21 protein-coding genes are annotated in these 24,329 nt (G+C 35.5%); 8 read left to right on the top strand and 13 right to left on the bottom strand.

Annotation, left to right across the window (positions count from 1 at the left end; genetic code table 11):
- Positions 1-458: 458 nt before the first annotated feature.
- From ACEN2N_RS13555 to metK, 8 genes are all read right to left on the bottom strand, one after another.
- Complete coding sequence (locus ACEN2N_RS13555; protein WP_441824831.1) at positions 459-2,081, bottom strand: sulfatase family protein; 1,623 nt, start codon at positions 2,079-2,081, stop codon at positions 459-461.
- 83 nt (positions 2,082-2,164) lie between these two features.
- Positions 2,165-2,560, bottom strand: a complete 396-nt coding sequence (locus ACEN2N_RS13550) for a hypothetical protein (protein ID WP_441824830.1) — start codon at positions 2,558-2,560, stop codon at positions 2,165-2,167.
- A complete protein-coding gene (locus tag ACEN2N_RS13545) occupies positions 2,544-3,299 on the bottom strand; it encodes a methyltransferase (RefSeq protein ID WP_441824829.1) in 756 nt (251 codons plus the stop codon). Before ACEN2N_RS13545 ends, ACEN2N_RS13550 begins: the two co-directional genes overlap by 17 nt.
- A complete protein-coding gene (locus ACEN2N_RS13540; RefSeq protein WP_441824828.1) occupies positions 3,290-4,024 on the bottom strand; it encodes a DUF2071 domain-containing protein in 735 nt (244 codons plus the stop codon). Before ACEN2N_RS13540 ends, ACEN2N_RS13545 begins: the two co-directional genes overlap by 10 nt.
- A 14-nt stretch (positions 4,025-4,038) precedes the next feature.
- A complete protein-coding gene (locus ACEN2N_RS13535) occupies positions 4,039-4,371 on the bottom strand; it encodes a DoxX-like family protein (protein WP_441824827.1) in 333 nt (110 codons plus the stop codon).
- Positions 4,372-4,458: 87 nt separating this feature from the next.
- Positions 4,459-6,402, bottom strand: a complete 1,944-nt coding sequence (locus tag ACEN2N_RS13530; RefSeq protein WP_441824826.1) for a CocE/NonD family hydrolase — start codon at positions 6,400-6,402, stop codon at positions 4,459-4,461.
- Between the two features lie 386 nt (positions 6,403-6,788).
- On the bottom strand, positions 6,789-6,986 hold the full coding sequence (locus ACEN2N_RS13525; protein ID WP_441824825.1) for a hypothetical protein: 198 nt from the start codon (positions 6,984-6,986) through the stop codon (positions 6,789-6,791).
- Positions 6,987-7,447: 461 nt separating this feature from the next.
- A complete protein-coding gene (gene metK, locus ACEN2N_RS13520; RefSeq protein WP_441824824.1) occupies positions 7,448-8,704 on the bottom strand; it encodes a methionine adenosyltransferase in 1,257 nt (418 codons plus the stop codon).
- A 474-nt stretch (positions 8,705-9,178) separates the two neighbouring features.
- On the opposite strand from metK, the gene ACEN2N_RS13515 reads away from it, so the two are divergent.
- The 3 genes from ACEN2N_RS13515 to ACEN2N_RS13505 are packed head-to-tail and all read left to right on the top strand — an operon-like array spanning position 9,179 to position 11,380.
- Positions 9,179-9,793, top strand: a complete 615-nt coding sequence (locus ACEN2N_RS13515; RefSeq protein ID WP_424002250.1) for a deoxynucleoside kinase — start codon at positions 9,179-9,181, stop codon at positions 9,791-9,793.
- Between the two features lie 26 nt (positions 9,794-9,819).
- Positions 9,820-10,794 carry an aminodeoxychorismate synthase component I gene (locus tag ACEN2N_RS13510; RefSeq protein ID WP_441824823.1) on the top strand — a complete coding sequence of 325 codons (975 nt, stop codon included), beginning with the start codon at positions 9,820-9,822 and terminating at the stop codon, positions 10,792-10,794.
- On the top strand, positions 10,778-11,380 hold the full coding sequence (locus ACEN2N_RS13505) for an aminotransferase class IV (RefSeq protein ID WP_441824822.1): 603 nt from the start codon (positions 10,778-10,780) through the stop codon (positions 11,378-11,380). The genes ACEN2N_RS13510 and ACEN2N_RS13505 overlap by 17 nt, the downstream gene beginning before the upstream one ends.
- A gap of 3 nt (positions 11,381-11,383) precedes the next feature.
- Here the strand turns inward: ACEN2N_RS13505 and ACEN2N_RS13500 are convergent, their stop codons facing one another.
- Entirely contained in the window at positions 11,384-12,409 is a 1,026-nt protein-coding gene (locus tag ACEN2N_RS13500) for an App1 family protein (protein WP_441824821.1), read from the bottom strand.
- 209 nt (positions 12,410-12,618) lie between these two features.
- Between ACEN2N_RS13500 and ACEN2N_RS13495 the strand changes: the two genes are divergently transcribed.
- Complete coding sequence (locus tag ACEN2N_RS13495; protein ID WP_441824820.1) at positions 12,619-13,323, top strand: energy transducer TonB; 705 nt, start codon at positions 12,619-12,621, stop codon at positions 13,321-13,323.
- A gap of 59 nt (positions 13,324-13,382) precedes the next feature.
- On the opposite strand, the gene ACEN2N_RS13490 is transcribed toward ACEN2N_RS13495, so the two are convergent.
- The 4 genes from ACEN2N_RS13490 to ACEN2N_RS13475 form a co-directional block, all read right to left on the bottom strand.
- Complete coding sequence (locus ACEN2N_RS13490) at positions 13,383-15,809, bottom strand: sodium-translocating pyrophosphatase (protein ID WP_441824819.1); 2,427 nt, start codon at positions 15,807-15,809, stop codon at positions 13,383-13,385.
- Between the two features lie 114 nt (positions 15,810-15,923).
- Positions 15,924-16,451 (bottom strand): inorganic diphosphatase, encoded by a 528-nt coding sequence (locus tag ACEN2N_RS13485; RefSeq protein ID WP_441824818.1) that lies wholly within the window; start codon positions 16,449-16,451, stop codon positions 15,924-15,926.
- A gap of 72 nt (positions 16,452-16,523) precedes the next feature.
- Entirely contained in the window at positions 16,524-19,025 is a 2,502-nt protein-coding gene (locus tag ACEN2N_RS13480) for a DUF5686 family protein (protein ID WP_441824817.1), read from the bottom strand.
- 105 nt (positions 19,026-19,130) lie between these two features.
- A complete protein-coding gene (locus tag ACEN2N_RS13475; protein ID WP_441824816.1) occupies positions 19,131-20,108 on the bottom strand; it encodes a pyruvate dehydrogenase complex E1 component subunit beta in 978 nt (325 codons plus the stop codon).
- Between the two features lie 173 nt (positions 20,109-20,281).
- On the opposite strand from ACEN2N_RS13475, the gene ACEN2N_RS13470 reads away from it, so the two are divergent.
- From ACEN2N_RS13470 to ACEN2N_RS13455, 4 genes are all read left to right on the top strand, one after another.
- Complete coding sequence (locus ACEN2N_RS13470; protein ID WP_441824815.1) at positions 20,282-21,022, top strand: electron transfer flavoprotein subunit beta/FixA family protein; 741 nt, start codon at positions 20,282-20,284, stop codon at positions 21,020-21,022.
- A 37-nt stretch (positions 21,023-21,059) separates the two neighbouring features.
- Positions 21,060-22,028: an electron transfer flavoprotein subunit alpha/FixB family protein gene (locus ACEN2N_RS13465; protein ID WP_441824814.1), complete on the top strand. Its 969-nt coding sequence runs from the start codon at positions 21,060-21,062 to the stop codon at positions 22,026-22,028.
- An 85-nt stretch (positions 22,029-22,113) separates the two neighbouring features.
- Positions 22,114-22,743 (top strand): bifunctional nuclease domain-containing protein, encoded by a 630-nt coding sequence (locus ACEN2N_RS13460; RefSeq protein WP_441824813.1) that lies wholly within the window; start codon positions 22,114-22,116, stop codon positions 22,741-22,743.
- 17 nt (positions 22,744-22,760) lie between these two features.
- A complete protein-coding gene (locus ACEN2N_RS13455) occupies positions 22,761-24,221 on the top strand; it encodes a NupC/NupG family nucleoside CNT transporter (protein WP_441824812.1) in 1,461 nt (486 codons plus the stop codon).
- The last annotated feature ends 108 nt before the right edge of the window (positions 24,222-24,329 follow it).

Here is a 24,329-nt window from a genome sequence, read left to right as displayed (position 1 = left end):
TTCAATAAGTGTTTGAACTTTGAATTAGCAAATATAAGGTCAGAAGATTTTAAAAACCTAGTATTTTATGAAAAATATATAATTCTAGTTGATGTTGTTATTTTTCTGTGGGTTTTAAGGGAATTAGAAACCTCTTCAACTACAAGGTTTTCGATACGTTTTTGGGTATCCGTTGCACTACACTAGAACTGATAATACGTTAATTTAAATATTAACCCCTTTATGGATTCTACTACGAATGTCACTTCGAGTGATTTTCACGACCTTTTCGGGAGTAAAAATTGTTTAGAGAAGCTTACTTGCTATAAGTTATTTTTTGAACGAAAATCATTTACAATTATGCTTACCCTAAAGGTTCTCGAGTGCTTTCAATCTAATTGAAAAATTAGATTGAAAGCACTCGAACTGACATTCCTACCATCAACCGACAACGCTCAACTAATAACGAAAATCAACAACTATTTAATCATTCCAGCGCTCTTGTACTTATCAATATACTTCTGATCTTGCTCTGGAGAATCTTTGTAGTACTTTCTCATTTCGACTAAATCTGCTGTCAACTTTTTAACTGTAGCTGCGTAAGCTGGGTCGTAATATACATTGTTCATTTCCTTAGGATCATTCAACCTATCATACAATTCCCATTCATCTACATCATAATAGAAATGAACTAGTTTAAACTCCTTATTTACAATTCCGTAATGGCGCTTTACCATGTGTACCGATGGGTATTCGTAGTATTGATAATACACAGCATCTCGTGTCCATTTGTCTTTTTCGCCTTTCAATAACGGAATCAAACTCTCCCCTTGCATATCACTTGGCGGAGCGATGCCTACTGCTTCTAACATGGTTTGTGCAAAATCTAAATTCTGTACCATTTCATTTTCTACAGAACCTGGTTTTATTACATTTGGCCAGCGAACCAATAACGGAGTCTTAAAAGATTCGTCATATATAAATCGCTTATCGAACCAACCGTGTTCACCCAAGTAAAACCCTTGGTCAGATGTGTAAATGACAATAGTATTCTCAGCTAATCCAGACTCATCTAAATAATCTAACAAGCGACCTACGTTATCATCTACCGAAGAAATACTACCCAAGTAATCTTGCATGTATCGTTGGTACTTCCATTTCATTTTCTCAGTATCGGTCATCTTTGGCCAATTCTCGTAGAAAAAATCATTGATAGAATCTAAAACTGGATCATACATTGCTTTTTGCTCAGCCGTAGCACGGTTATACGGACCATAAAAACTATTCGGATATTCTTCAACTACAGGAAAAACCTTGCCTTCCATTTTAGCTAAAGTCTCGGGTCGTATTTTGCTATCATGACTATACATCATGTGCGTCAATAAATTCATTTCTGCCGTTTTTGCAGCAGAACCTCTATTGCTATAATCATCAAAAAGTGTTTCTGGTTCTGGAAATGTTTTTTTGGTGAACTCCTTAAATTTATCTGGTCTTGGCCACCACGGTCTGTGGGGTGCTTTATGCAAATACATCATCATAAAAGGCTCGTCGTCAGACGCTTCTTTCTTTAACCAATCTAAAGACACATCTGTAATAATATCGGTGACATACCCTTGCTTGGTAATAGTATCGCCATTGGTTACAATAAAATCGGGATTAATATAGTGCCCTTGACCTGGCAGTATCATAAACTCATCTACCCCTTTCGGGTTGTTACCAAAATGAAGCTTGCCGAACATCGCCGTTTTATAACCGTTCTTTTTAAAGATTTGCGGAAAGGTCGTTTGCGTAGTATCAAACGGGAAGTAATTATCCACTTTCCCATTGATATGTGTGTGCTTACCTGTTAATATTGTTGCGCGCGAAGGTGCACAAATAGAGTTGGTAACGCTGGCATTGGTAAATAGCATACCTTCTTTTGCTAGACGATCAATATTAGGTGTTTGCAGCAATTTATCATCATACGCACTAATTGCTTGGTACGCATGATCATCTGACATGATAAAAATGATATTGGGCTTTTTAGCATTGCTTTTTTGCGCCTCAGAAGTAACTGGCAACAGGAATAGTATACCTGCAATGGTTAAGATTAGATTTTTCATTTTGGTGGTTGTTTGATGAATTTTAAAAATAGGGATATTTCACTGATTTATCCCGATCAAAATAACTAAATGGACTATTTAATTTACTGGAAATAATTCAGCCAGAAGACGCCACTTATATAAATCCATAGTATTGAAAAAGTGATATGAACCATGGTTTCAAACTTTTTACCTTTCCATAATAAAGAAGAATATCCGAAGAATTGAATCAATAATCTTATTGTCCAAAAAAAAGCCAAGCCCAGAGACACGGTTTTACCTAAATTAGTCTCTATCAAATCATTTGAAGAAGTCAAACATAACAGCCCCATTAACAATACTGTCAAAGCGATAAAAATGGTATGCACTTTCATCATTTGTCCATTAACAAGACTAAGCTTTTGTAACTCATTTTTCCAATTAAAATAAACGGGAAAGATGATATGAGCAAAAGCTAAAATAATTAGAATAGCCCCAATAATATTAATATGTATTTCCATTTTTCTTTAAAACAAAGGTTGAAATAAAAGGAGTTGTCTTAATCTCCCTTACTAGATATAAATCTGATTTCTCAAAAACTTTCAGCCAATTGATTTTAGAGTAAAAATGTAAAAAGCCAATATTATAAGCCACAAAATTATTTAAATCTCTTAAATGCTCAGTAACATAAATATGTCCATTTAATTCTGTAATTCTATTTAACTCCTTAAAAAAAAGAATACGCTCATCTTTTTTTCTAATTTCATGGGCAGAAAGAATTGTAATCACGCGAGAGAATGTAGCATTTTCAAAAGGCAACATACTAGAATCAACGCTTATTGTATTCTCATAGTACGGATAAGCTTTTCTTGCTCTTTCAATTGATATTTCAGTATGTTTATCTGGATTATAAAAATCGCAAATAGTCAAATCTGACTTAGGAAAAATTCGCTTTATAATTGCACTTGTCTCATCAAAGCCTGCATTTATATTTAATACTTTTTTATCATTTAAATCTGACAACCAATAAAGTTTGTATAAATCTGAATAGTCATACACATAAAATGAAGTTAATACCGAAACTGTAATAGATATTAGAATTAGAAAACCCAACCATATTATAATTGATTGGAGAAAAACTGGCACAAAAGAATTTATGACAAACAAGACAATTAATACGGCACCTGCAATGACGTAAAAATGCCAATTGAAACGAATAATATTGAATACGCCTTGAAAAGGCTTTCTTTCTAATCCCATTTTTCAATCTTACCTTTTTTCCAATAATACGGGACATCTGTTATTTCAAAAGCACTGGCCAATATTACCTTCTTAAAGTTGAAATTATTTAGAAAACCAAAATGATAATTTTCAACTGTAATTGGTTTTGGAGTCCAATTTTGACGTATCCCTTGAATTATTAATACTGAATTATCAATACTATCATATGTGAAGGTATGCGGTAATGGACCAGCAAATTTTCGAGCATCTTTCCAATTTTCAAAAGGTGAATCGCCAGGTATTTCATTGCTTTCATTTGAATCTGAAATAACCACCTCAAAATCTGATTTATCTGATTTTATTACTCGAAAATTATCCTTTTTAAAATCGTTGATATCTGTTTTAGAATATTTGTAATGAGTAAAAACATTACCCAACAATTCCATTTTTATTTTATCTGTTTCCGATTTAATTATATAAAGACCTCGTAAACTTTTACCTTCTTTATTTCTATACCGCACAAAAATTCTATACCCTAAAAGGAAAAAATCATTTCCCAACATCTTTGGAAAACCTTTTGGACGAAGATTCTTTGTTTTCACCATAGCAACAGCTATAAATGCCCATTCATCCTGAAACGTATCTAATTCTAAACAGTTTGGTATATATTCAATTAGTTCTTCCTTTGGCACTGCAAAAGTCAACACAACCGAACTTTCAAAATAGGCTTCTACCGCAAAAGGATGATTTTTTAAAAACTTCATATTGAAACTTCTATCTATGAGTGTTCTTTTAGGATGAATTCACTATAATATACTAACGCAACAAAGAACAAAGCAAATACAATATTCATTTTTCCCCACAACAATAAATCTGGCGCTATATAATACTCTAATAGATTCATTGTTAAAACAATAACCATTTGTGCAATCGCATTGAACTTAGATTTGTATTTCGACAAAACCCAAACAGCCATCATAATTTCTGAAATACCAATCAAAACTGTTATTTTTCTAGCATACTCATCACCAAGAATTCTTGCAACAATTTCCTGATGTCTAGGAACTAGATTCAACACTTTGAATACCAACCCATTTAAGAACCAAACCATGGTAATTAAAAGAGTTAAAATTGCTTTTATATTTTTTTTGATAGCTGCATTTTAAAATTAAGATAAATAACATCAATTTTCATTTATTTACTTCAAGACCGAAAACTCAATTCTAGAATCTGTAAACACTGTATGTGTTTGAGTTTTAAAATCAGATTCATCTGCCTCGAAGATATTATCTACATAAGTCTGAGGATTTAAATCTATTAACGGAAACCACGTGCTCTGTACTTGCACCTGTAATTTGTGCCCTTTCTTAATAGTATGGAATACATCTTGCAACTTAATGGTTACATCTGTTTTTTCATTTGGCACAAACGGTTCTGGGTTGGCAAAACTATTTCTAAAACGCCCACGCAATACTTCGCTACGTACCATTAAATGATAGTTACTCATTTTTAAGTGGTCTTGCATGTCTTCATAAGCAGGTTCATCTGCTGGGTGTACGTCAATGATTTTTACGATCCAATCTGCGGCTGTACCTGTAGTGGCTACTTTTAGCTTCGCTAGAATATCTCCGGCCAAGGTCATATCTTCTTCCATAACCTCGGTCTCAAATACCAAAACATCACCACGGCGAGCCGCAAAACGCTGATCATCTGTCATGTATTTTCTTGGGGTAAATACCGTTTTAATATCTTCTGAATACGGGACTGGTTTTTTAATGTCACTAATAAACTTCACTTCTTCAACCGCTTTTGGCTCAAAAGTAAGTTCTTGATCCGGCGATAAATACATGTCTTTTTTCACTACACCTGCTGGTGGCCAAGTATCGTAAGTTTTCCAATCTTTTCTACCGGAATCGAAAACGTAGGCTTCCGGTAATCCGCTATTATTATCTCCGTTTCCTTTTAAGAAGTGATCAAAGAATTTCGTTTCTATATTCTCTTGAAAAAACTCTGAAATACTATCACCGAAGTAATAATTACCCACAATACTCTGACCTTTTCTTCGTGCCCATCCGCCGTGATCCCATGGTCCGAATACCAAAGTGTTGTAATTATCGGCATTGTACTTTTCAATATTCTTGTAAGTTTCTAATGGTCCGTATAAATCTTCGGCATCAAACTCACCCGCAACGACCATTGTTGCTACTGTTGGTTTTACATTTTTTAAATGCTGAATTAAACCCTTACTCTGCCACATTTCATCATAATTAGGATGCTCTTTTAGCTCGTTCCAGAAATAATCGTCAGTTACCCCTTCTTTTGCCATACGTGGCGTATCGGTAGTTTCATATTCAAAGAAACGGTCTAAGTTTTTCAGCGGACCTTCATCTAAAAAGAATTGGTACTGATCCTCCGTCGGTAATTCTGGTAAAACGTACCATGCAGTATCTATTGGTTTATCGCCATCTGGTCTCGGAGTACCAAAAAGTGAAGTTGCTCTAAAATAACTCAGTAAATAGGCTCCGTTATGGTGAAAATCATCAAAAAAGAAATCGGCAATACTTGCCTGTGGGGAAGCTGCTTTTAATGCTGGGTGTGCATCTACCACCGCGTAAGTAGAATAGTAACCAGGATACGAAATCCCCCAAATACCTACATTACCGTTATTGTTTTCAACATTGTTTACCAGCCATTCAATCGTATCATAGGTATCTGAACTTTCGTCAATATCTTTCTCCGTTTTTTTGTTCGGATTATAAGCGCGCATGTTCTCATAATGACCTTCGCTTAACCAACGGCCACGAACATCTTGATACACCACAATATAACCATCTTGCATCATATGAATATTCGGTGCAATTTTCGATTTAAATTTATCAGCTCCATAGGGTTGAGAACTATAAGGAGTTCGTTGCATGATAATCGGATATTCTTTTGAAGTGTCTTTTGGCGAATACACCGTAGTGTGCAGTCTAATACCATCACGCATGGTGATATCGACTTCCTTTTTAGTGTAGTTGTCTGCAACGTAGGTGTCAGAAACTTCTGCGCCTGCTACTTTAGGTGCTGTTTTTCTACAAGAAACAAGCACTGTAGCTAGTAAAATAAAGGTGAAAAAGTTTTTGATGGTAATCTTCGGCATGTCTTAAGAATTTGAATTCTTAAAGCTAAGAAAGTTTACTCGATTTTTGAAGATTTATGAATAGGTAGACGCATTAAAACTTTAACCTATCGAATACCTAAGTTGAAGCTTACCAAATTACGTCATAGTCTATCAACTAGGCAATACCGATTACTAGGCACACTCCATATATTTTAAAAAATAAAAAGTGTTATTTAGAATGGGAAAATGTTTCATAAATGCTATCAGACGATAGCATTTATGAAACATTTATGAACAAGATTATACCATGAACAACTTTCTAACAAGCATAATTATACCCGAAAAAAAATCTCCTTTGTATTCTTGAACAGTAGTTTCTTGGAGTAATTGTTTTTTCATTAAGTTAATGTTTAGTGTGCTGGAATTTAATCAGAAAAAGGAGTCAATGCAACTGTTTCTTTATTTTTTTTAATTTGAAAATCCGGATTGATTTTCACCGAACGATATTCGGTTTTGGCAGTATCTAAAACAACATACTCAGAAATTAGGTCGGTTTCTTTTGAGCAAGATTGTAATACTATGCATGCCAAAATGGCTAGCACAATTCTTTGGGGTTTTGACATGGCATTCGTAGGTTAAGTTTTTATTTTATTAGGTTTTTTAAAGATTCAACACCTTTAAACAGTAAAGAAATCAAGTCGACTTTTGGGGCTTCAACTTGAACTTGTTTCTGTCCGTTTTTTGTTTGTACTACTAGTATATATTTCATCTTTGTAGGTGGCGAGATTTGGGATTCTCTAATTATTACATTTCAAATATATGTAATCTTTTTCCTACAAAATAGTTTTTGTGGTCAAACCATCTTAAGTTGTTGTGAAGAGGTGTTAATTAGTTTGTGAGGTAATTTTGAGGCAAAAAAAATGCCCCGTGTTTCACGAGGCATTTATATTCTAATCATTTGAAAAACAAAACTTATACTACTTTGAACAAACTTTCTAACAGCCATGTATTTCGACTGCACTTAATATGACAGAGAAATACGAACTTACTATAAACATAGCGCTTCGCTTTGCTCGCAATGATGTTACAAACTAAACGCTGACTTTATCTCTGCTACTTTATCTAATTTTTCCCAAGTGAATAATTCGACTTCCCTTTCGATGCGACCATTATATGGCGATTCAAAAACCTTAGTAACTGTTACGGGAGTTTTACCCATGTGTCCGTATGCAGCGGTTTCTAAATAAATTGGGTTTCTTAATTTTAAACGTTCTTCAATAGCAAAAGGTCTCATGTCAAATAACTGCGCTACTTTCTTGGCAATATCACCATCGCTCAACCCTACTTTAGATGTACCGTAAGTATCCACATAAATAGATGTTGGCTCTACAACACCAATCGCATAACTGACTTGAACCAAAATCTCAGTTGCTACACCGGCAGCCACTAAATTCTTTGCTGCATGACGTGCCGCATAAGCTGCACTACGGTCTACCTTGCTTGGATCTTTACCACTGAAAGCACCACCACCGTGAGCTCCTTTACCACCATACGTATCAACAATAATCTTACGACCTGTTAAACCGGTATCGCCATGGGGACCACCGATTACAAACTTACCTGTTGGGTTAATATGATACTTGATCTGATCATCAAACAATTTCTGAGTATCTGCAGGTAATTGTGCTTTTACTCTAGGTATTAATATGGATATAATGTCGGACTTAATCTTTGTCAACATTTTTTCATCATCTGCATCAAAAGCATCGTGCTGTGTAGAAACCACGATAGTATCGATACGCTGCGGCTCATTAGCATCTGAATATTCTATAGTAACCTGTGCCTTAGCATCTGGTCTTAAATAGGTAATCTCTTTATTTTCACGACGCATTTCTGCCAAAGTATGGAGAATTTTGTGAGAAATATCTAAAGCTAACGGCATGTAGTTTTCGGTCTCGCTAGTTGCATAACCGAACATCATACCTTGATCACCGGCACCTTGCTCTTCTTTTGAACCACGGTCTACACCCTGGTTAATGTCTTGAGACTGCTCGTGTATCAACGAAATCACTCCACAAGAATCGCCGCTGAACTGGTATTCTCCTTTTGTATATCCTATTTTATTGATGACTTCACGGGCAATGTTCTGTACATCTAAATAGGTATCACTTTTAACTTCTCCCGCTAATACAACTTGACCAGTAGTTACTAAAGTTTCACAAGCAACTTTACTTTCTGGATCAAAGGCAAGAAAATTATCTAATAATGCGTCACTGATTTGATCCGCAACTTTATCCGGATGTCCTTCGCTAACAGATTCTGATGTAAATAAATATGGCATAACAATCTTTTTTTTTAAAGGATTTGAATGAATGCCGAAAAGAAGTGTGATGTGATATAGTATCAACATCAACTGCTTTAGCATTTTTTTCGCTTTATACCCTAAGGCTAAAACAGAGGTTGCAATCAGTCAAATCCCTCCTCACTTTTTTAATTCAGATGCAAAAATAGAAAAAATGTTCTGTTCAATTCTTAATATGATGTTATTTATTGACTCAATTAAATGAATCGATAATTCTCGTATCTGAATTATCAGCATAATTATAGTATTCATAATGCACCAGAGTTATTACATTCTTTTAAAACTGGCATCTAAACGAATATTTAATTTAATCGAACTTGATAAATGAATCGACTTCGGTAATTATTTTTATGCCATACAACAAATATGTTTTTACTTCCTGTTGTTATCTTGTATCTTGTACCATCGAAATTTTATGAGATTAACAACACAACCATTAATCAAAATAATTCTATGCACATAGCAGTTGCCGGAAATATCGGTGCAGGAAAAACAACCCTAACTAGATTACTTGCTAAACATTATAAATGGGAAGCTCATTATGAAGATGTAGTGGAGAACCCGTATTTAGATGATTTTTACAATCAGATGGAACGTTGGAGTTTTAACCTACAGATTTACTTTTTAAATAGTAGGTATCGTCAAATTCTTCAGATCAAGGAAAGCGGTAAAGAAATTATACAAGATAGAACCATTTATGAGGATGCGCATATTTTTGCGCCCAACCTTCATGCGATGGGTTTAATGACTAATCGTGATTTTCAGAATTACTCTAGCTTATTCGACCTTATGGAAAGCTTGGTGCAACCGCCAGACCTTCTTATATACTTGCGTAGCTCTATACCCAATCTGGTAAAACAAATTCATAAAAGAGGTCGCGAATATGAAAACTCTATTTCAATTGACTACCTAAGCCGATTGAACGAACGCTACGAGGCATGGATTCATGGATATGAAAAAGGGAATTTATTGATCATCGATGTTGATGATCTAGATTTCGTTGACAACCCCGAAGATTTAGGTAGTATACTTAATAAAATTGACGCTCAAATTAACGGTCTATTTTAAACGCACCTTTCAAAAACCCGAAAGCATTGGAAGATTTTGAAAAAAAAGTTACACACTTTCTTCAAGATGGAATTCCATTTTTATTTATCATCGATTTTGAAAAATCGGTAAAACAGGTTTTTACATATGAAGAAGCTGCCAAAGAAAACATCTTCTTTTCTATTAAAGGTAATAGAAATGACCAACAACTTGCCAATACGAAACTTGAAGGTTTAAATTTTGATTTAAAGCCAACATTGCTTTCTAAAGAAATTTACGAGAAAGCCTTTAACATAGTTAAACAAGAACTCAATAATGGCAATAGCTTTTTACTAAATCTTACTTTCCCTACAGCGCTTAAAACAGCGGTAGATTTAAATGAGATTTATCAAAAGGCTCATGCCCCTTACAAGCTTTTATACAAAGATAAATTCGTTGTTTTTTCGCCTGAATGCTATTTAAAAGTCAAGAATGGGAATATTTTCTCATACCCTATGAAAGGCACGATAAATAGCGACATACCTAATGCACAAGAATTATTGCTTTCTAATAAAAAGGAGCTCTACGAGCATAATACCATCGTTGACCTTATACGCAACGACCTTTCTATGATTGCTAAAAAAGTAAAGGTCAATAAATTTAGGTTCGTAGATAAGATTAAAAAAGGTAATCAAGAATTACTACAGACCAGTACCGAAATACAAGGAGAATTACCAGAGAGCTGGAAAGATAACTTCGCCTCATTATTACTAAAAACATTGCCGGCAGGATCAATAAGTGGAGCACCTAAAAAGAAAACTTTAGAAATAATTTCTAAAGCGGAAATTGAACCACGTGGTTTCTATACCGGAATCTTTGGCGTATTCGACGGACAACAAATTGATAGCGCCGTAAGCATACGGTTTATTGAAAAAATTAATGACACCCTTTTTTACAAAAGCGGCGGTGGTATTACTCACTTGAGCGAAATGGAAGAGGAATACCAAGAACTTTTAGAAAAAATTTATGTACCCATTATTTGAATCTGTTTGCATTGAAAATAGCCAAATTAAGAATGAAGAATTTCATGAAGCTAGATTCAATAGGTCTTATATTCAACACTTTAAAACCCAACCAACCTACTCGTTATTCGACGGAATACATCTTACTAATTTAGACAACACCTTAAAATATAAGTTGCGCATTGGTTACAAGCAACATGGTACTCGATTCTCAATTTCTGAGTATAAAAACAGCATACCGAAATCCCTAAAACTGGTTACCGATAACAGTATTTCTTATGCCTTAAAAAAGAACAATCGTAAAAAATTAGACGAGCTCTTTCTTCAAAGAGGCGAAGCCGATGATGTTTTGATTATTAAAAACGGACTAGTAACAGACGCATCTTACTCGAATATACTTTTCTTTGACGGTAAACAAATAGTTACGCCTTCTACCCCCCTACTTGAAGGCACTTGCAGAGCAAGACTTTTAGCTAAAAATAGTATTGTAGAGAAGTCAATTTCGGTAGATGAGCTACAAAACTTTGAAAGCTTTCAATTGGTAAATGCCCTCAATGATTTTGATGAAAGCAGGTGGATTTCAATTCAAAAAATCAAAAAGTACTAAGGCTTAGATGAATCCGTTTTTTTTTGCATGGTCTATAGCTTCAGATGTTTTATTTACCATCAAGAAGGGAATATCTTTGAAATCTATAAATAGATTTTCTATTCTCTTCATTCGTTTGGAGTGATTTACACTTCGTAAATAAATGGCTTTTATTCTACCAGGAAAAAGTGTAGAAATTTCTTGATAAATATCCCCATCTTTTTCACCACTATCACCAATTAATATAAATTTTAGATTAGGATAAGATTTTAATAAATTTGATATCTCTTTCTGTTTCTGAGGCTTTTCATCACTCTTCTTCCTCATCTTAAAGCTTGCCATGCTGCGCAAAAGAATAGGACCTTTAGGGAAATTATTCGTTTTTAAGAAGAGCTCAAGATATCTGTATAAATTCCACGGACTATGACTTACGTAGAATATTGGGTTTGCTTCATTACCCGTTTTCCCTTGGTGTAGTTTTGTGTAAAAATCTGAAGTCCCTTCTAATTGCAATCGCTTGGTCGCTCGTTTGAACATGGTATTCAATATCACTTTCCATTTAAGTGAGGATACTACACCAGTATGCAAAATAGTATCATCAATATCGCTGATAACCCCAAACCTTGCATTTTCACTAGGGATCAACATCTCCCCCGGAAAACGGTTCTGCAAAATTATCTCTCGTTTTAAATTGGCATTAGTAAATGATAACTCGAAGGTAACCCAACCTTCTTCATTTGCTAATTTTTGGAGTCCCTCTATATTTTCATCAATCAGGTAATAACCGTCTTCATCTGTAGTGCCGTTAACCGTTTCTCCATTAGAGAAGCTGATTTTTAAAGGAGCATTTTTAATTTCATCGGTTTCAAAACGCTTCCAAGTATTTTTCATCAGATTGAAAATGCCCTTCTGATCTAAATCGATATTTTCATCTTCAATAGCTCTACCTCTTACATACAGTCGACTAGTGCTTCCGTATGACTGAAAGTTGATTATTTGAAGTTTATCTTTCTTAAAAATACCCATGGGCATAAAATTACGGTCTTTCAACAACCTTTAAAATTTTTATTTAAATAATTATTGATTTTACCATTCTAAAATATTATTTACTGATGTAGATAAAAAATTAAAGTGCTTTCACTCACCCAAAAGCAGCGTTAACTCATTACCCGTTTCACAGCCTTTAGGTTTGCCATAGTTTTAAACAAGTAAATAAATAATAACCCTACTTGTTTATGCAAGTCTAAAATTCAAACATTATGAGACCAAAAAAAAATCCACAGAATGACCTGAATAAAAAGAGCGGAATGTTCTTTGTAGTCGGACTATTATTAGTATTAGGTATGGTATACACCGCCTTAGAATGGAAATCGTTTGAACCAGAAATTGATTACACAAGTATGCTAAATGTTCCTGAAAACGAGATACAAGAAGATGCACCAATTGTTCAATTTCAAGTTACACCACCACCAAAACCACCAGTTTTACCAACTGAAATTGAAATTATTGAAGATGATGACCCAACTGAAGAAACAGAAGTTATCGCTATTGAGGTAAATACTGAAACCGAGGTGTTGGACACATCAGATTTTGAGGTTGAAGAAGTAGAGGAAGAGGTAAAAGTAAACTGGATTACCATTGAAGAGGTGCCCGTATTCCCGGGTTGTGAAAATGAAAAAGACAAAAGAGCTTGCTTTAATGACATGATGCAAAAGCATATTCGTAAAAACTTTCGTTATCCAGAACTAGCACAAGAAATGAACATTCAAGGTAGAGTAAATACTACGTTCATGATAAATAGTGATGGTACTATCGGTACTATTCAGAAAAGAGGTCCGCACGATGTATTAGAAAATGAAGCCGTAAGAATTTTGTCTAAACTGCCAAAAATGACCCCTGGCAAACAAAGAGGTTCAGCAGTAAAAGTATCTTTTGCCATACCGATAACATTTAAACTACAATAATTTTAAAAACAAAAAACCATCAGCTAGGCTGATGGTTTTTTTATAATGTAAGCGTGAAATTACTGTTTATTAATCTCCACTTTTTCTATTGTAATTTCTGTAGCGGTTCCTTTTTTGGCTATTGTTGCATTTTCAAATGCTTGCAACTGTGCCTCTACTTCTGCTTTGGTACCGTTATAAACTACTTCTTCAGTAATAGATTCACCATTTACCGTTGTAGAATACGTAACAATAGCTTCCGCCAAGTCTGCACTTTGTACATTCATTTCAATAGTAACATCTTTGGTGTCATTTAATAATGCAACACCTTCTTCTGAATGACCACCTAATATTGGTGCAATTACCAAACCGATCAAGCAAGTCAATTTAATTAAGATGTTCATTGAAGGACCTGAAGTATCTTTAAAAGGATCACCAACCGTATCACCAGTTACGGCTGCCTTATGAGCTTCTGAACCTTTATACGTCATTTCACCATTAATTTCAACCCCTGCTTCAAATGATTTCTTGGCATTATCCCAAGCACCACCAGCATTGTTCTGGAAGATTGCCCATAACACACCAGACACAGTAACACCAGCCATATAACCACCTAACATTTCTGCAATTGCCAATTTGTTCATTCCGAATAAAATTGGAACGAATGCGATTACCAAAGGAAAACCGATAGTTAATAAACCTGGCAACATCATTTCTTTCAAAGAAGCTTGCGTAGAGATAGCTACACATTTATCATATTCTGGCTTTCCAGTACCTTCCATAATTCCAGGAATTTCTTTAAACTGACGTCTAACTTCCTGTACCATTTCCATCGCCGCTTTACCAACAGCATTCATTGCCAATGCAGAGAATACCACTGGCACCATACCACCTACAAAAAGCATCGCCAATACCGGAGCTTTAAAAATGTTGATACCATCAATACCAGTAAAAGTTACATATGCTGCAAATAGTGCCAATGATGTCAACGCTGCAGAAGCAATTGCAAAACCTTTACCTGTAGCGGCAGTTGTGTTACCGACAGAATCTAATATATCTGTTCTTTCTCTTACGATAGGCTCTTGCTCACTCATTTCAGCGATACCACCTGCGTTATCAGAAATTGGTCCGAAGGCATCAATCGCCAATTGCATAGCTGTAGTCGCCATCATTGCAGATGCTGCTAAAGCCACACCATAAAAACCTGCAAATGCATAAGATGCCCAAATTGCACCCGCGAACAATAAAACCGATGGAAATGTAGAAATCATACCCGTAGCTAGACCTGCTATAATATTTGTACCTGCACCTGTTGAAGATTGCTGTACAATTTTTAAGATTGGAGGTTTCCCTAATCCTGTATAATATTCTGTTACCGAAGAAATAACTGCACCTACTACTAAACCTACCAAAGTAGCATAGAATACACGCATTGCAGATATTTCTATTAGTCCTTCGCCGAAGAATTCCATTTTCATGGTCTCAGGTAACATCCACGTAACTAATCCAAAACATGAGATTGCAACCAAAACTATTGATGTCCAGTTACCAATATTTAAAGCACCCATTACCTCAGCTTCTTTAGCATCGTTGCTTTTTATTTTCACCAACATGGTACCGATGATAGATATAATTATACCTGCACCTGCAATTGCCATAGGCAATAATATAGGACCAATACCACCAAAGGCATCAGAAATACTGCCACCCATATCTTTAATTACATAGTTACCCAAAACCATAGCAGCCAGAACCGTTGCTACATACGAACCAAATAAATCTGCGCCCATACCTGCAACGTCACCTACGTTATCACCAACGTTATCAGCAATTGTAGCCGGATTTCGAGGGTCATCTTCTGGTATACCTGCTTCTACTTTACCTACTAAATCTGCACCTACATCTGCTGCTTTTGTATAAATACCACCACCTACACGTGCAAACAATGCAATAGACTCAGCACCTAAAGAAAATCCTGCAAGGGTTTCTAAAACAATTGTCATATCCATAGTAGATGTCCAAACACCTCCCATAAAGAATTGAAAGAAGGCTATAAAAAATATCGTAAGCCCCAATACCGCCAAACCAGCAACACCAAGTCCCATTACGGTACCACCACCAAAAGAGATTTTCAACGCATTAGGCAAACTTGTTCGTGCTGCCTGTGTAGTCCTTACATTGGTTTTAGTAGCGATTTTCATGCCTATATTACCTGCATAGGCAGAAAATATAGCGCCAAAGATAAATGCTATTACAATTAGCCAATGTGTTGTTGGCACTACAAAAGAAACGATTGCAAGTAAAACACTTACCACTACTACGAATATGGCCAAAAGCCTATATTCTGCACTTAAGAAGGCAAGGGCGCCCTCATAAATGTAATCTGATATTTCTTTCATTTTCCCATCTCCGGCATGTTGTTTCAATACCCAAGATCTTTTAATGCCCATATAAATTAGGCCTAGTACTGCCATAAGAATTGGCATGTAAATCATCAATGACTCCATTTAATCTGTTGTTAGTTAGTTATTCTATTAGTCCGACTAATGTAGTAAAATAGAATAGAATAAAAAAAGCCACTTTTTATTAAAAAAAGTGGCTTAAATAAAGTCAAAAATTATTTATATCATAAAAGTGCGCTTTGCTTTGTGCTCACTCTCATCATATCGCTTGACACATTCGTGGTAGATTTCTATTGCTTTTTCAGCATTACTCCATCCACCTGTATCCACTTTTTTCTCTTCTAAATCTTTATATACCTGAAAGAAATGTTCGATTTCTTTCAATCTATGCGGATTCAAATCACTTATATCATTGTTATTGCTCCAAATTGGATCTGAAACCGGTACACAGATAATTTTCTCATCTGGACCTTTTTCATCAGTCATGTGAAATACGCCAATTGGCTTCACTTCCATTACCGTCATTGGGTAAGTTGGTTCTGTACCCATAACTAAAACATCTAAAGGATCTTTATCCAACGCTAAAGTTTCAGGTATGAATCCATAATCACCAGGGTACATCATTGAAGAAAATAACATACGGTCAAAACGAATTTTATGTAGATCAAAATCGTATTCGTACTTGTTTCTGCTTCCTTTCGGAATTTCTATTAAAACATCAAAGGTTAAGCCTTTTGCTGCTGCCATATTAAAAATTGTTTAATTTATAGTTACTTATGAAACGTTACTAAGTTGTTATAATTGTAAAAAATAATCGAATTAAAAGACAAATCCAAACGTACCTGTTACACCGAATTTTCTCGCATCTGGATTTTCTAAATAATTTCCTCTAAAGTTAAAATCTAATCTAAATACCTTAAAGATATTTCCAATACCGAAAGAATACTCGTAGTATATTTTATCTGATGGAGCTCTTAATGGCGTATTTACTGTCGCTGGCGCACTTAAAGCAATATTTTCATCAGACAAATCTCCCCAAACCCCTCGAACAGCTACTATTTCTCTTAAATTATATTTCCTTAAAAACGGAATTCTAGAGAAAAATCGACCATTAAAATTATGCTGTAAATGAACTGCCGCATACGTATCGGTTACAAATTCATAAAAATCTAAATTTGGAAATGTACCATAATTAGAGAAGAAGGTTTGGTTACCAGGCACTACACTCAATAGCCCTAACGGCACTTCACCAAATGTTTTACCAAGCTCAACCGTACTCATCAATCTGCCAAAACCACCCAATTGCCAAGGCTGACTATATGAAAACTGAAGCTTGCTATAATCAAAATCGCTATCTAGCACTCCCTTTGTCCCTTTGGTGTAATTTAATAATATAGTACTATACGTGTCATTTACATCTCTACGTTCAACACCAAAACCTATGGTTTTCTTACCTGGTGTATACAATACCAATGCATTAAAATCGAATTGTCGAATTTCTGATGAAACCCCTGTAGGAGATTCTAGATCTACATAATCTAAACTAAAATCGCCTGGTAACGCAGAACTCAAAGTTCTAAATGTACCACCCACTGATAATTTTATATTGGTTAATGGCTCAACTTCAAAATTAAGCGCACTTAAATTAATATTCGTTAAACGATTATTGGCCCCTACAGTCAATAAAGAAGATGATGCAATACTGCGGCCTAAAACGTCATTCGTTGCCGTTAGACTAACACCAAGTTGCTCTATGTCTCTACGGTTACCGCCAGATATGATTAATCTACTGTTTTTATCAACCAGCATTTTACCTGCCAACCCGTGTTTAAATTTATGATCTTTAAAGCCGTATGCCGTATACCCTTCTATTCGCCAAAGGTCATTTTGCCCATAATAGGTTCTTGCCCCCAGTCGTACTCGTGCACCTTCTGCAGTATTGTATCCGAAGAAATCATAAACAGACCCTAAATCTAAGTTCCATTTATCTACCTCAACATAACCTGATCCTAAAATACTTACGAAATTGTAATACGTTTTAAACTTAGGTACGGTCTTAAGGGTGTCGAGCAATTTGTAAATACCCTGCTCGTCTTTATTTAAACTTTCTAACCTGTTCTGTTCCCAAAATTCATCGCTTTTAATGATTTGGGTAACATCTAAAGGATTTCTGTCTTTTTTATAAACATCTCTGGGCTTCACCTTATTGAACTCGTAGTTATCATAAACACTTGTTCGTTTGCCATATAAACCTTTTGATTCTTCTTTTTTATTAAAGCTGAAATCACTCAACATATAATCGCGCTTCAGAAGAAAAACTGAGTCGTTTACCACCTCAAAATCCTGCTCAATGTAGATATCTTTTACCCAGTTGATATTAGCACTTTTGGTAACCTGAAGATTAATATTTTTTACCGCCCAAGTAGAATCATTTACCCAAAAATCTCCTTTAAAGGTCAATTCGTTTTTACGACGCGGGTAGTATACGATATTATAACACCACTTATTATCTATAAAAGCACTGTCTCGAAGTGCATAATTATATACATCTACTCCAGTTTTTGATAGCGGACTTGTAAAGCTTTTATCAAAGAACTTCAAGTAGTTATTATACACATCGTACTCTTGGTACAAATCTTTTACAAAGGCAATAATAGCTTGATTGTTTTCAAAACCAGAGTTCTTGTTACCAAGTATCTCTTCTTTCTCCTCTTTAATTTTATTATCACCGTAAACTTTTGAAAAAGTTTCGTTTAAGAAAATTGGCAAATAGGTTTTACCCGTAATACGAGAGGTATCTAAATCTTGAAAAACAAATTCCAGTCCTTTAAATATCTTACTTTTAATTAGCGAGCTATCAATGGTATTGAGATCGAATTCGACTTTTTCATACTTATCAAACGCATATTGATTAAACTGTCGAACACCGTTTTGCCTCTTTTTCGCCCATATTTTTCTCAATATATCTATCGCAGGGTTATTTTTTTTAGATTGTTTACCCGCAATTAAAACCACTTCGTTCAACTGCTCGGCAGCTTCAATAAGTGTGATTTTTAAATCAAATGCAACTTTAGCATCTAACCGCAATTCATAATCTGTATAACCGATAAAAGATATGATTACAGTTGGGTACTCATTTTCAGACTCTAGGTAAAACCTACCATCATCATTTGTAATGGTACCTTCTGTAGAATTCTTAAAGAAGACATTCGCAAAAGATACGGGTTCACCTTGTTCATCGATGACAATACCACCAACCTTAGTCTGACCCTGAGCTATGAAAAAACATAGACTTAAGAATGTAAAAAATAATACCCTCATTAAAATTAGTCGTTCAAGATATTTTTGTCGCAAATAGCATACCAATAAAAAAAGCTTCTCCAGACTTGGTCGGAGAAGCTAAAGTACTTTACAAAAGTATATCTTTTATTTGTATAAAACTCTTTTAACAGCTTCAACAACATCTTTATAATTTGGCAACCACTCTTCTAATAGAACAGGAGAATAAGGTGCCGGTGTATCTGCAGTGTTAATTTTAACAATAGGCGCATCTAAATAATCGAATGCATGTGCCTGTACATGGTAGGTGATTTCTGTTGCAACGTTACCAAATGGCCACGCTTCTTCTAAGATTACCAAACGGTTCGTCTTTTTAACAGATTTTAAAACAGCTTCGTAATCTAGTGGTTTTACAGTACGCAAATCGATAATCTCGCAGCTAATACCTTCTTTTTCTAATTCATCGGCTGCTTTATCTGCTTCCTTTATAATTTTACCAAAAGAAACAATAGTAACATCTTTACCTGCTCTACGAATGTCTGCAACACCTAATGGAATAGTGTAGTCACCTTCCGGCACTTCACCTTTATCACCATACATTTGCTCAGACTCCATGAATATTACAGGATCATTATCGCGTATTGCAGCTTTTAATAACCCTTTTGCATCTGCCGGATTAGATGGAACAACTACTTTCAACCCCGGACAGTTGGCATACCAACTCTCAAAAGCTTGTGAATGCGTTGCAGCCAATTGACCTGCTGACGCCGTAGGACCTCTAAATACTATAGGACAAGGAAATTGCCCACCTGACATTTGTCTGATCTTAGCAGCGTTATTAATAATTTGATCTATACCTACCAACGCAAAGTTGAAGGTCATGAATTCTATAATAGGTCTATTGCCCGTCATAGTAGAACCAACTCCTATACCAGCAAAACCAAGTTCGGAAATCGGAGTATCAATAACCCTTTTAGGACCAAATTCGTCCAACATACCTTTGGAAGCTTTATAAGCGCCATTGTACTCAGCTACCTCTTCACCCATCAAATAGATAGATTCATCCCTCCTCATTTCTTCGGACATGGCCTCGGCTATTGCTTGCCTAAATTGTAGTGTTTTCATGTATGGTAAATATTATTCTTTGTTATATGCTAGAAAGCAAGCAAAAATAGGAAATATAATATCAAAAAATAGAATGCCATATTTAAAAAAAGTTATAAAATTTACTATGCATGCATAGTAAATTAGGATTTAAATAGCTATCTTCGTCACCATTGATATAAAGTTTTTTAAACATGAAGATATTAGTTTGCATAAGTAATGTTCCAGACACTACGTCTAAGATAAATTTCACAGATGGCGATACAAAATTCGACACTAACGGTGTACAGTTTGTAATTAATCCGAATGATGAATTTGGATTGACCAGAGCTATGTGGTTTAAAGAAAAACAAGGTGCTACAGTACATATAGCTACTGTTGGCGGCCCAACCGTTGAACCAACAATGCGTAAGGCCCTTGCCATTGGCGCAGATGAAGCTTTCAGAGTAAACGCAGAACCTACCGACGGATTTTTCGTTGCACAACAACTTGCAGAAGTTGTTAAGAACGGAGGTTACGATTTGGTTATAGGCGGTAGAGAATCTATTGATTATAATGGCGGAATGGTACCAGGTATTTTAGCCTCTTTAACGAATATGAATTTCATCAATTCTTGTATAAATCTTGAAATTGACGGAAACAACGTTACCGCAATTAGAGAAATCGATGGTGGGAAAGAAAAATTAAACAGCTCATTACCTTTAGTAGTAGGCGGACAAAAAGGTCTTGTCGAAGAAAGTGATCTTCGTATACCTAACATGCGAGGTATTATGATGGCAAGAAAGAAAACACTTTCTGTTCTTGAACCGGTTGATGGGCTTAAAGCAACTGAAGATAAAAAATTCGACAAACCTGCTGCAAAAGGTCAAGTTAAACTTGCCAAAAGTGTAGATCAATTAATTGACCTACTACACAACGAAGCAAAAGTCATTTAATAACCTATGTATTAGGTAATCATTAAAAATAAAAAAGATGTCAGTTTTAGTATATACAGAATCAGAAAAAGGGAAATTAAAAAAGAATGCGTTTGAGGTTGCCTCATATGCCTCTGCAGTTGCCAAAATGATGGGTACAACTGTTACAGCAATCGCTTTCAACACTACAGATGGCGAATCTCTTGGCGAATACGGAGTTTCAAAAGTAATGAACGTTAAAGACGGCTCGTTAGAAACTTTTAACGCAGGTGCTTTTGCAGCATCTATTGCAGAAGCGGTAAAAAGCATAGATGCAAAAGTGGTGATACTTAGCTCAAGTACCGATACAAAATATTTAGCACCGTTATTATCTGCCAAATTATCTGCCGGTTATGCACCAAATGTAGTTCAGGCCCCAGATAGCACTTCTCCATTTTTGGTTAAAAGAACAGCTTTCAGTAATAAAGGGTTTGCACACACTCAAATAGATACAGATATTAAAATAGTAGGGGTATCCAACAATGCTTTCGGTGCTCACGAAAACAAAACAGCTATTTCTGTTGAAGAAATAAGCAGCGCTACCGATGCTGCCACTAATGATACCAAATCTGTTGAAATAGATAAAGTTTTAGGTAAAGCCACCATAGCCGATGCCGATATTGTTGTTTCTGCAGGTAGAGGAATGAAAGGACCAGAAAACTGGGGAATGATAGAAGAACTTGCCGATATTTTGGGTGCTGCGACAGCTTGCTCTAAACCGGTTTCCGACCTTGGCTGGAGACCTCACGGCGAACATGTTGGTCAAACAGGAAAACCTGTAGCGAGTAATCTTTACATTGCTATCGGTATTTCTGGAGCGATCCAACACTTAGCTGGTGTAAGTGCCTCTAAAACAAAAGTTGTCATCAATAACGACCCTGAAGCACCTTTCTTTAAAGCTGCTGATTACGGTATTGTTGGAGACGCCTTTGAAGTAGTTCCACAATTGATTGAAAAATTAAAGGATTTTAAAGCACAAAACGGGTAATTTTTTGTTATTTTGTGCCCCTTAAAGGGCTGTTCGTATAGTTGGAGCCCCAAGTATTCGAACAGCCTTTTTTAGTTAAAAATCTATGAGTCTAGTACGATTAAAAATAAAAGGAATCTCTTACAGCCAAACTCAAAATGGTGCATATGCACTTATTTTGAACGAGGTTGAAGGCGACAGAAAGCTACCAATTGTTATTGGCGCTTTTGAAGCACAATCTATTGCAATCGCTTTAGAAAAGGAGATCAAACCGCCAAGACCACTTACACACGATCTTTTTAAAAACTTCTCTGATAGGTTTGATATCGTGATAAAACAGGTGATCATACATAAACTCGTTGATGGTGTATTTTACTCTAGCATTATTTGCGAAAGAGATGGTATCGAAGAAATCATAGATGCAAGAACGAGTGATGCTATTGCCTTAGCATTGCGTTTCAACGCTCCTATTTTTACCTATAAAACTATATTGGACAAAGCGGGTATTTTCTTGAAATTCTCTTCTAAAGAGAAAGACAAAAAAGAGAACGATGACAGTATAATGGTCGATGAAATTTTGCAAGAAGGTGAAACTATAGAAATAGAATCTGGTGCTAGCGATGGCTATACAGAACTTACTATAGATGAACTGGAAGCTGAATTAAAAAAGGCAGTTACCAACGAAGACTACGAAAAGGCAGCAAAATTGAGAGATGAAATCTCTAAACGCAACTAAACATTAAATAATAGTTTATGAAAAAGGGCAAATGGTTGCTATTTTTTGCACTAATTCTTACCACAATTACTTTTGCTCAAGACGTAGACGTAACCCAAACCATACAAAGTACCACTGATACCACCCTGGCTGATAACGTAGCCACTGCAAGCGTTATGGGCATGGAACCAAATGAAGGCTTTTCATTTAATAGTCTTGGTAGAGGTATTATAGGCATGGCCGTGTTGTTACTGTTGGCATTTTTATTCAGTTCGAACCGAAGAGCCATTAATTGGAAAACTGTTGGTATTGGTCTGGCGCTTCAATTGGTTATTGCCATTGGCGTACTTAAAATACCTTTCGTACAATTGGTTTTTGAACAAATAGGAAGAATCTTCGTCAGTATACTAGAATTTACACGCGCAGGCAGTAAATTTCTTTTTGAAGGTTTAGTAGTGGATACTGGTACTTTCGGGTACATTTTTGCTTTTCAAGTGCTACCTACCATCATATTTTTCTCAGCTTTAACATCTCTTTTATTTTACTTAGGATTGATACAAAAAGTAGTAAAATGGCTTGCTTGGGCTCTTTCTAAAACCTTAGGTATTTCAGGACCAGAAAGTCTTTCAGTAGCTGGAAACATTTTTCTTGGACAAACTGAAGCTCCCTTATTGATAAAAGCATATCTAGAAAAAATGACCAAATCAGAGATTTTATTGGTCATGATCGGTGGTATGGCTACTGTTGCCGGTGCAGTTTTAGCTGCCTATATTGGGTTTTTAGGTGGTGAAGATGAATTGTTACAGCTGGTTTTTGCCAAACATTTATTAGCAGCTTCTGTAATGGCAGCTCCTGGAGCTATTGTTATATCTAAAATACTTTATCCACAGACCGAAGAAGTAAATAGTGATGTTCATGTTTCTTCTGAAAAAATCGGTGCCAATGTACTAGATGCTATTGCAAACGGTACTACCGAAGGACTAAGACTAGCGGTTAATGTCGGTGCTATGCTTTTAGTTTTCGTAGCTATTATTGCTATGGTCAACGGTATTTTAGAGTGGACAGGAGATTTTACCCATTTAAACAGCTGGATAGCTGAAAATACCTCGTATTCTAAATTTTCTCTTGAAGCAATTTTAGGTACCATATTCGCTCCTTTAATGTGGCTTATTGGTGTAGCCGACGAAGACATTATGTTAATGGGGCAATTGTTAGGTATTAAATTAGTTGCAAGTGAATTTGTCGGTTATATACAATTGGCAGAGCTAAAGGACATTGCCACAATGCCACATTTAAAGTTCAATAAGTCTGTAATTATGGCTACCTATATGTTATGCGGCTTTGCAAACTTTGCTTCTATCGGTATACAAATAGGCGGTATTGGATCTCTTGCTCCAGGCCAAAGAAAAACGTTATCTGAATTCGGAATGAAAGCTGTTCTTGGCGGTTCTTTAGCATCACTACTTTCTGCAACTATTGCAGGTATGATTTTAGGGTAACTTACATATTCAACTTTAATTTAGTTAATAAGATCTTCATAACCCATACTTTAAATTCCACTCAAAAATTCATCTAAATAGTATTTTTGCAATACGTCGATGAATCAA

The sequence above is a fragment of the Maribacter spongiicola genome, assembly GCF_052119685.1.
In the GTDB taxonomy this organism is placed as follows: Bacteria; Bacteroidota; Bacteroidia; order Flavobacteriales; family Flavobacteriaceae; genus Maribacter; species Maribacter spongiicola_A.
This window is presented reverse-complemented; position numbering and strand designations above follow the sequence as displayed.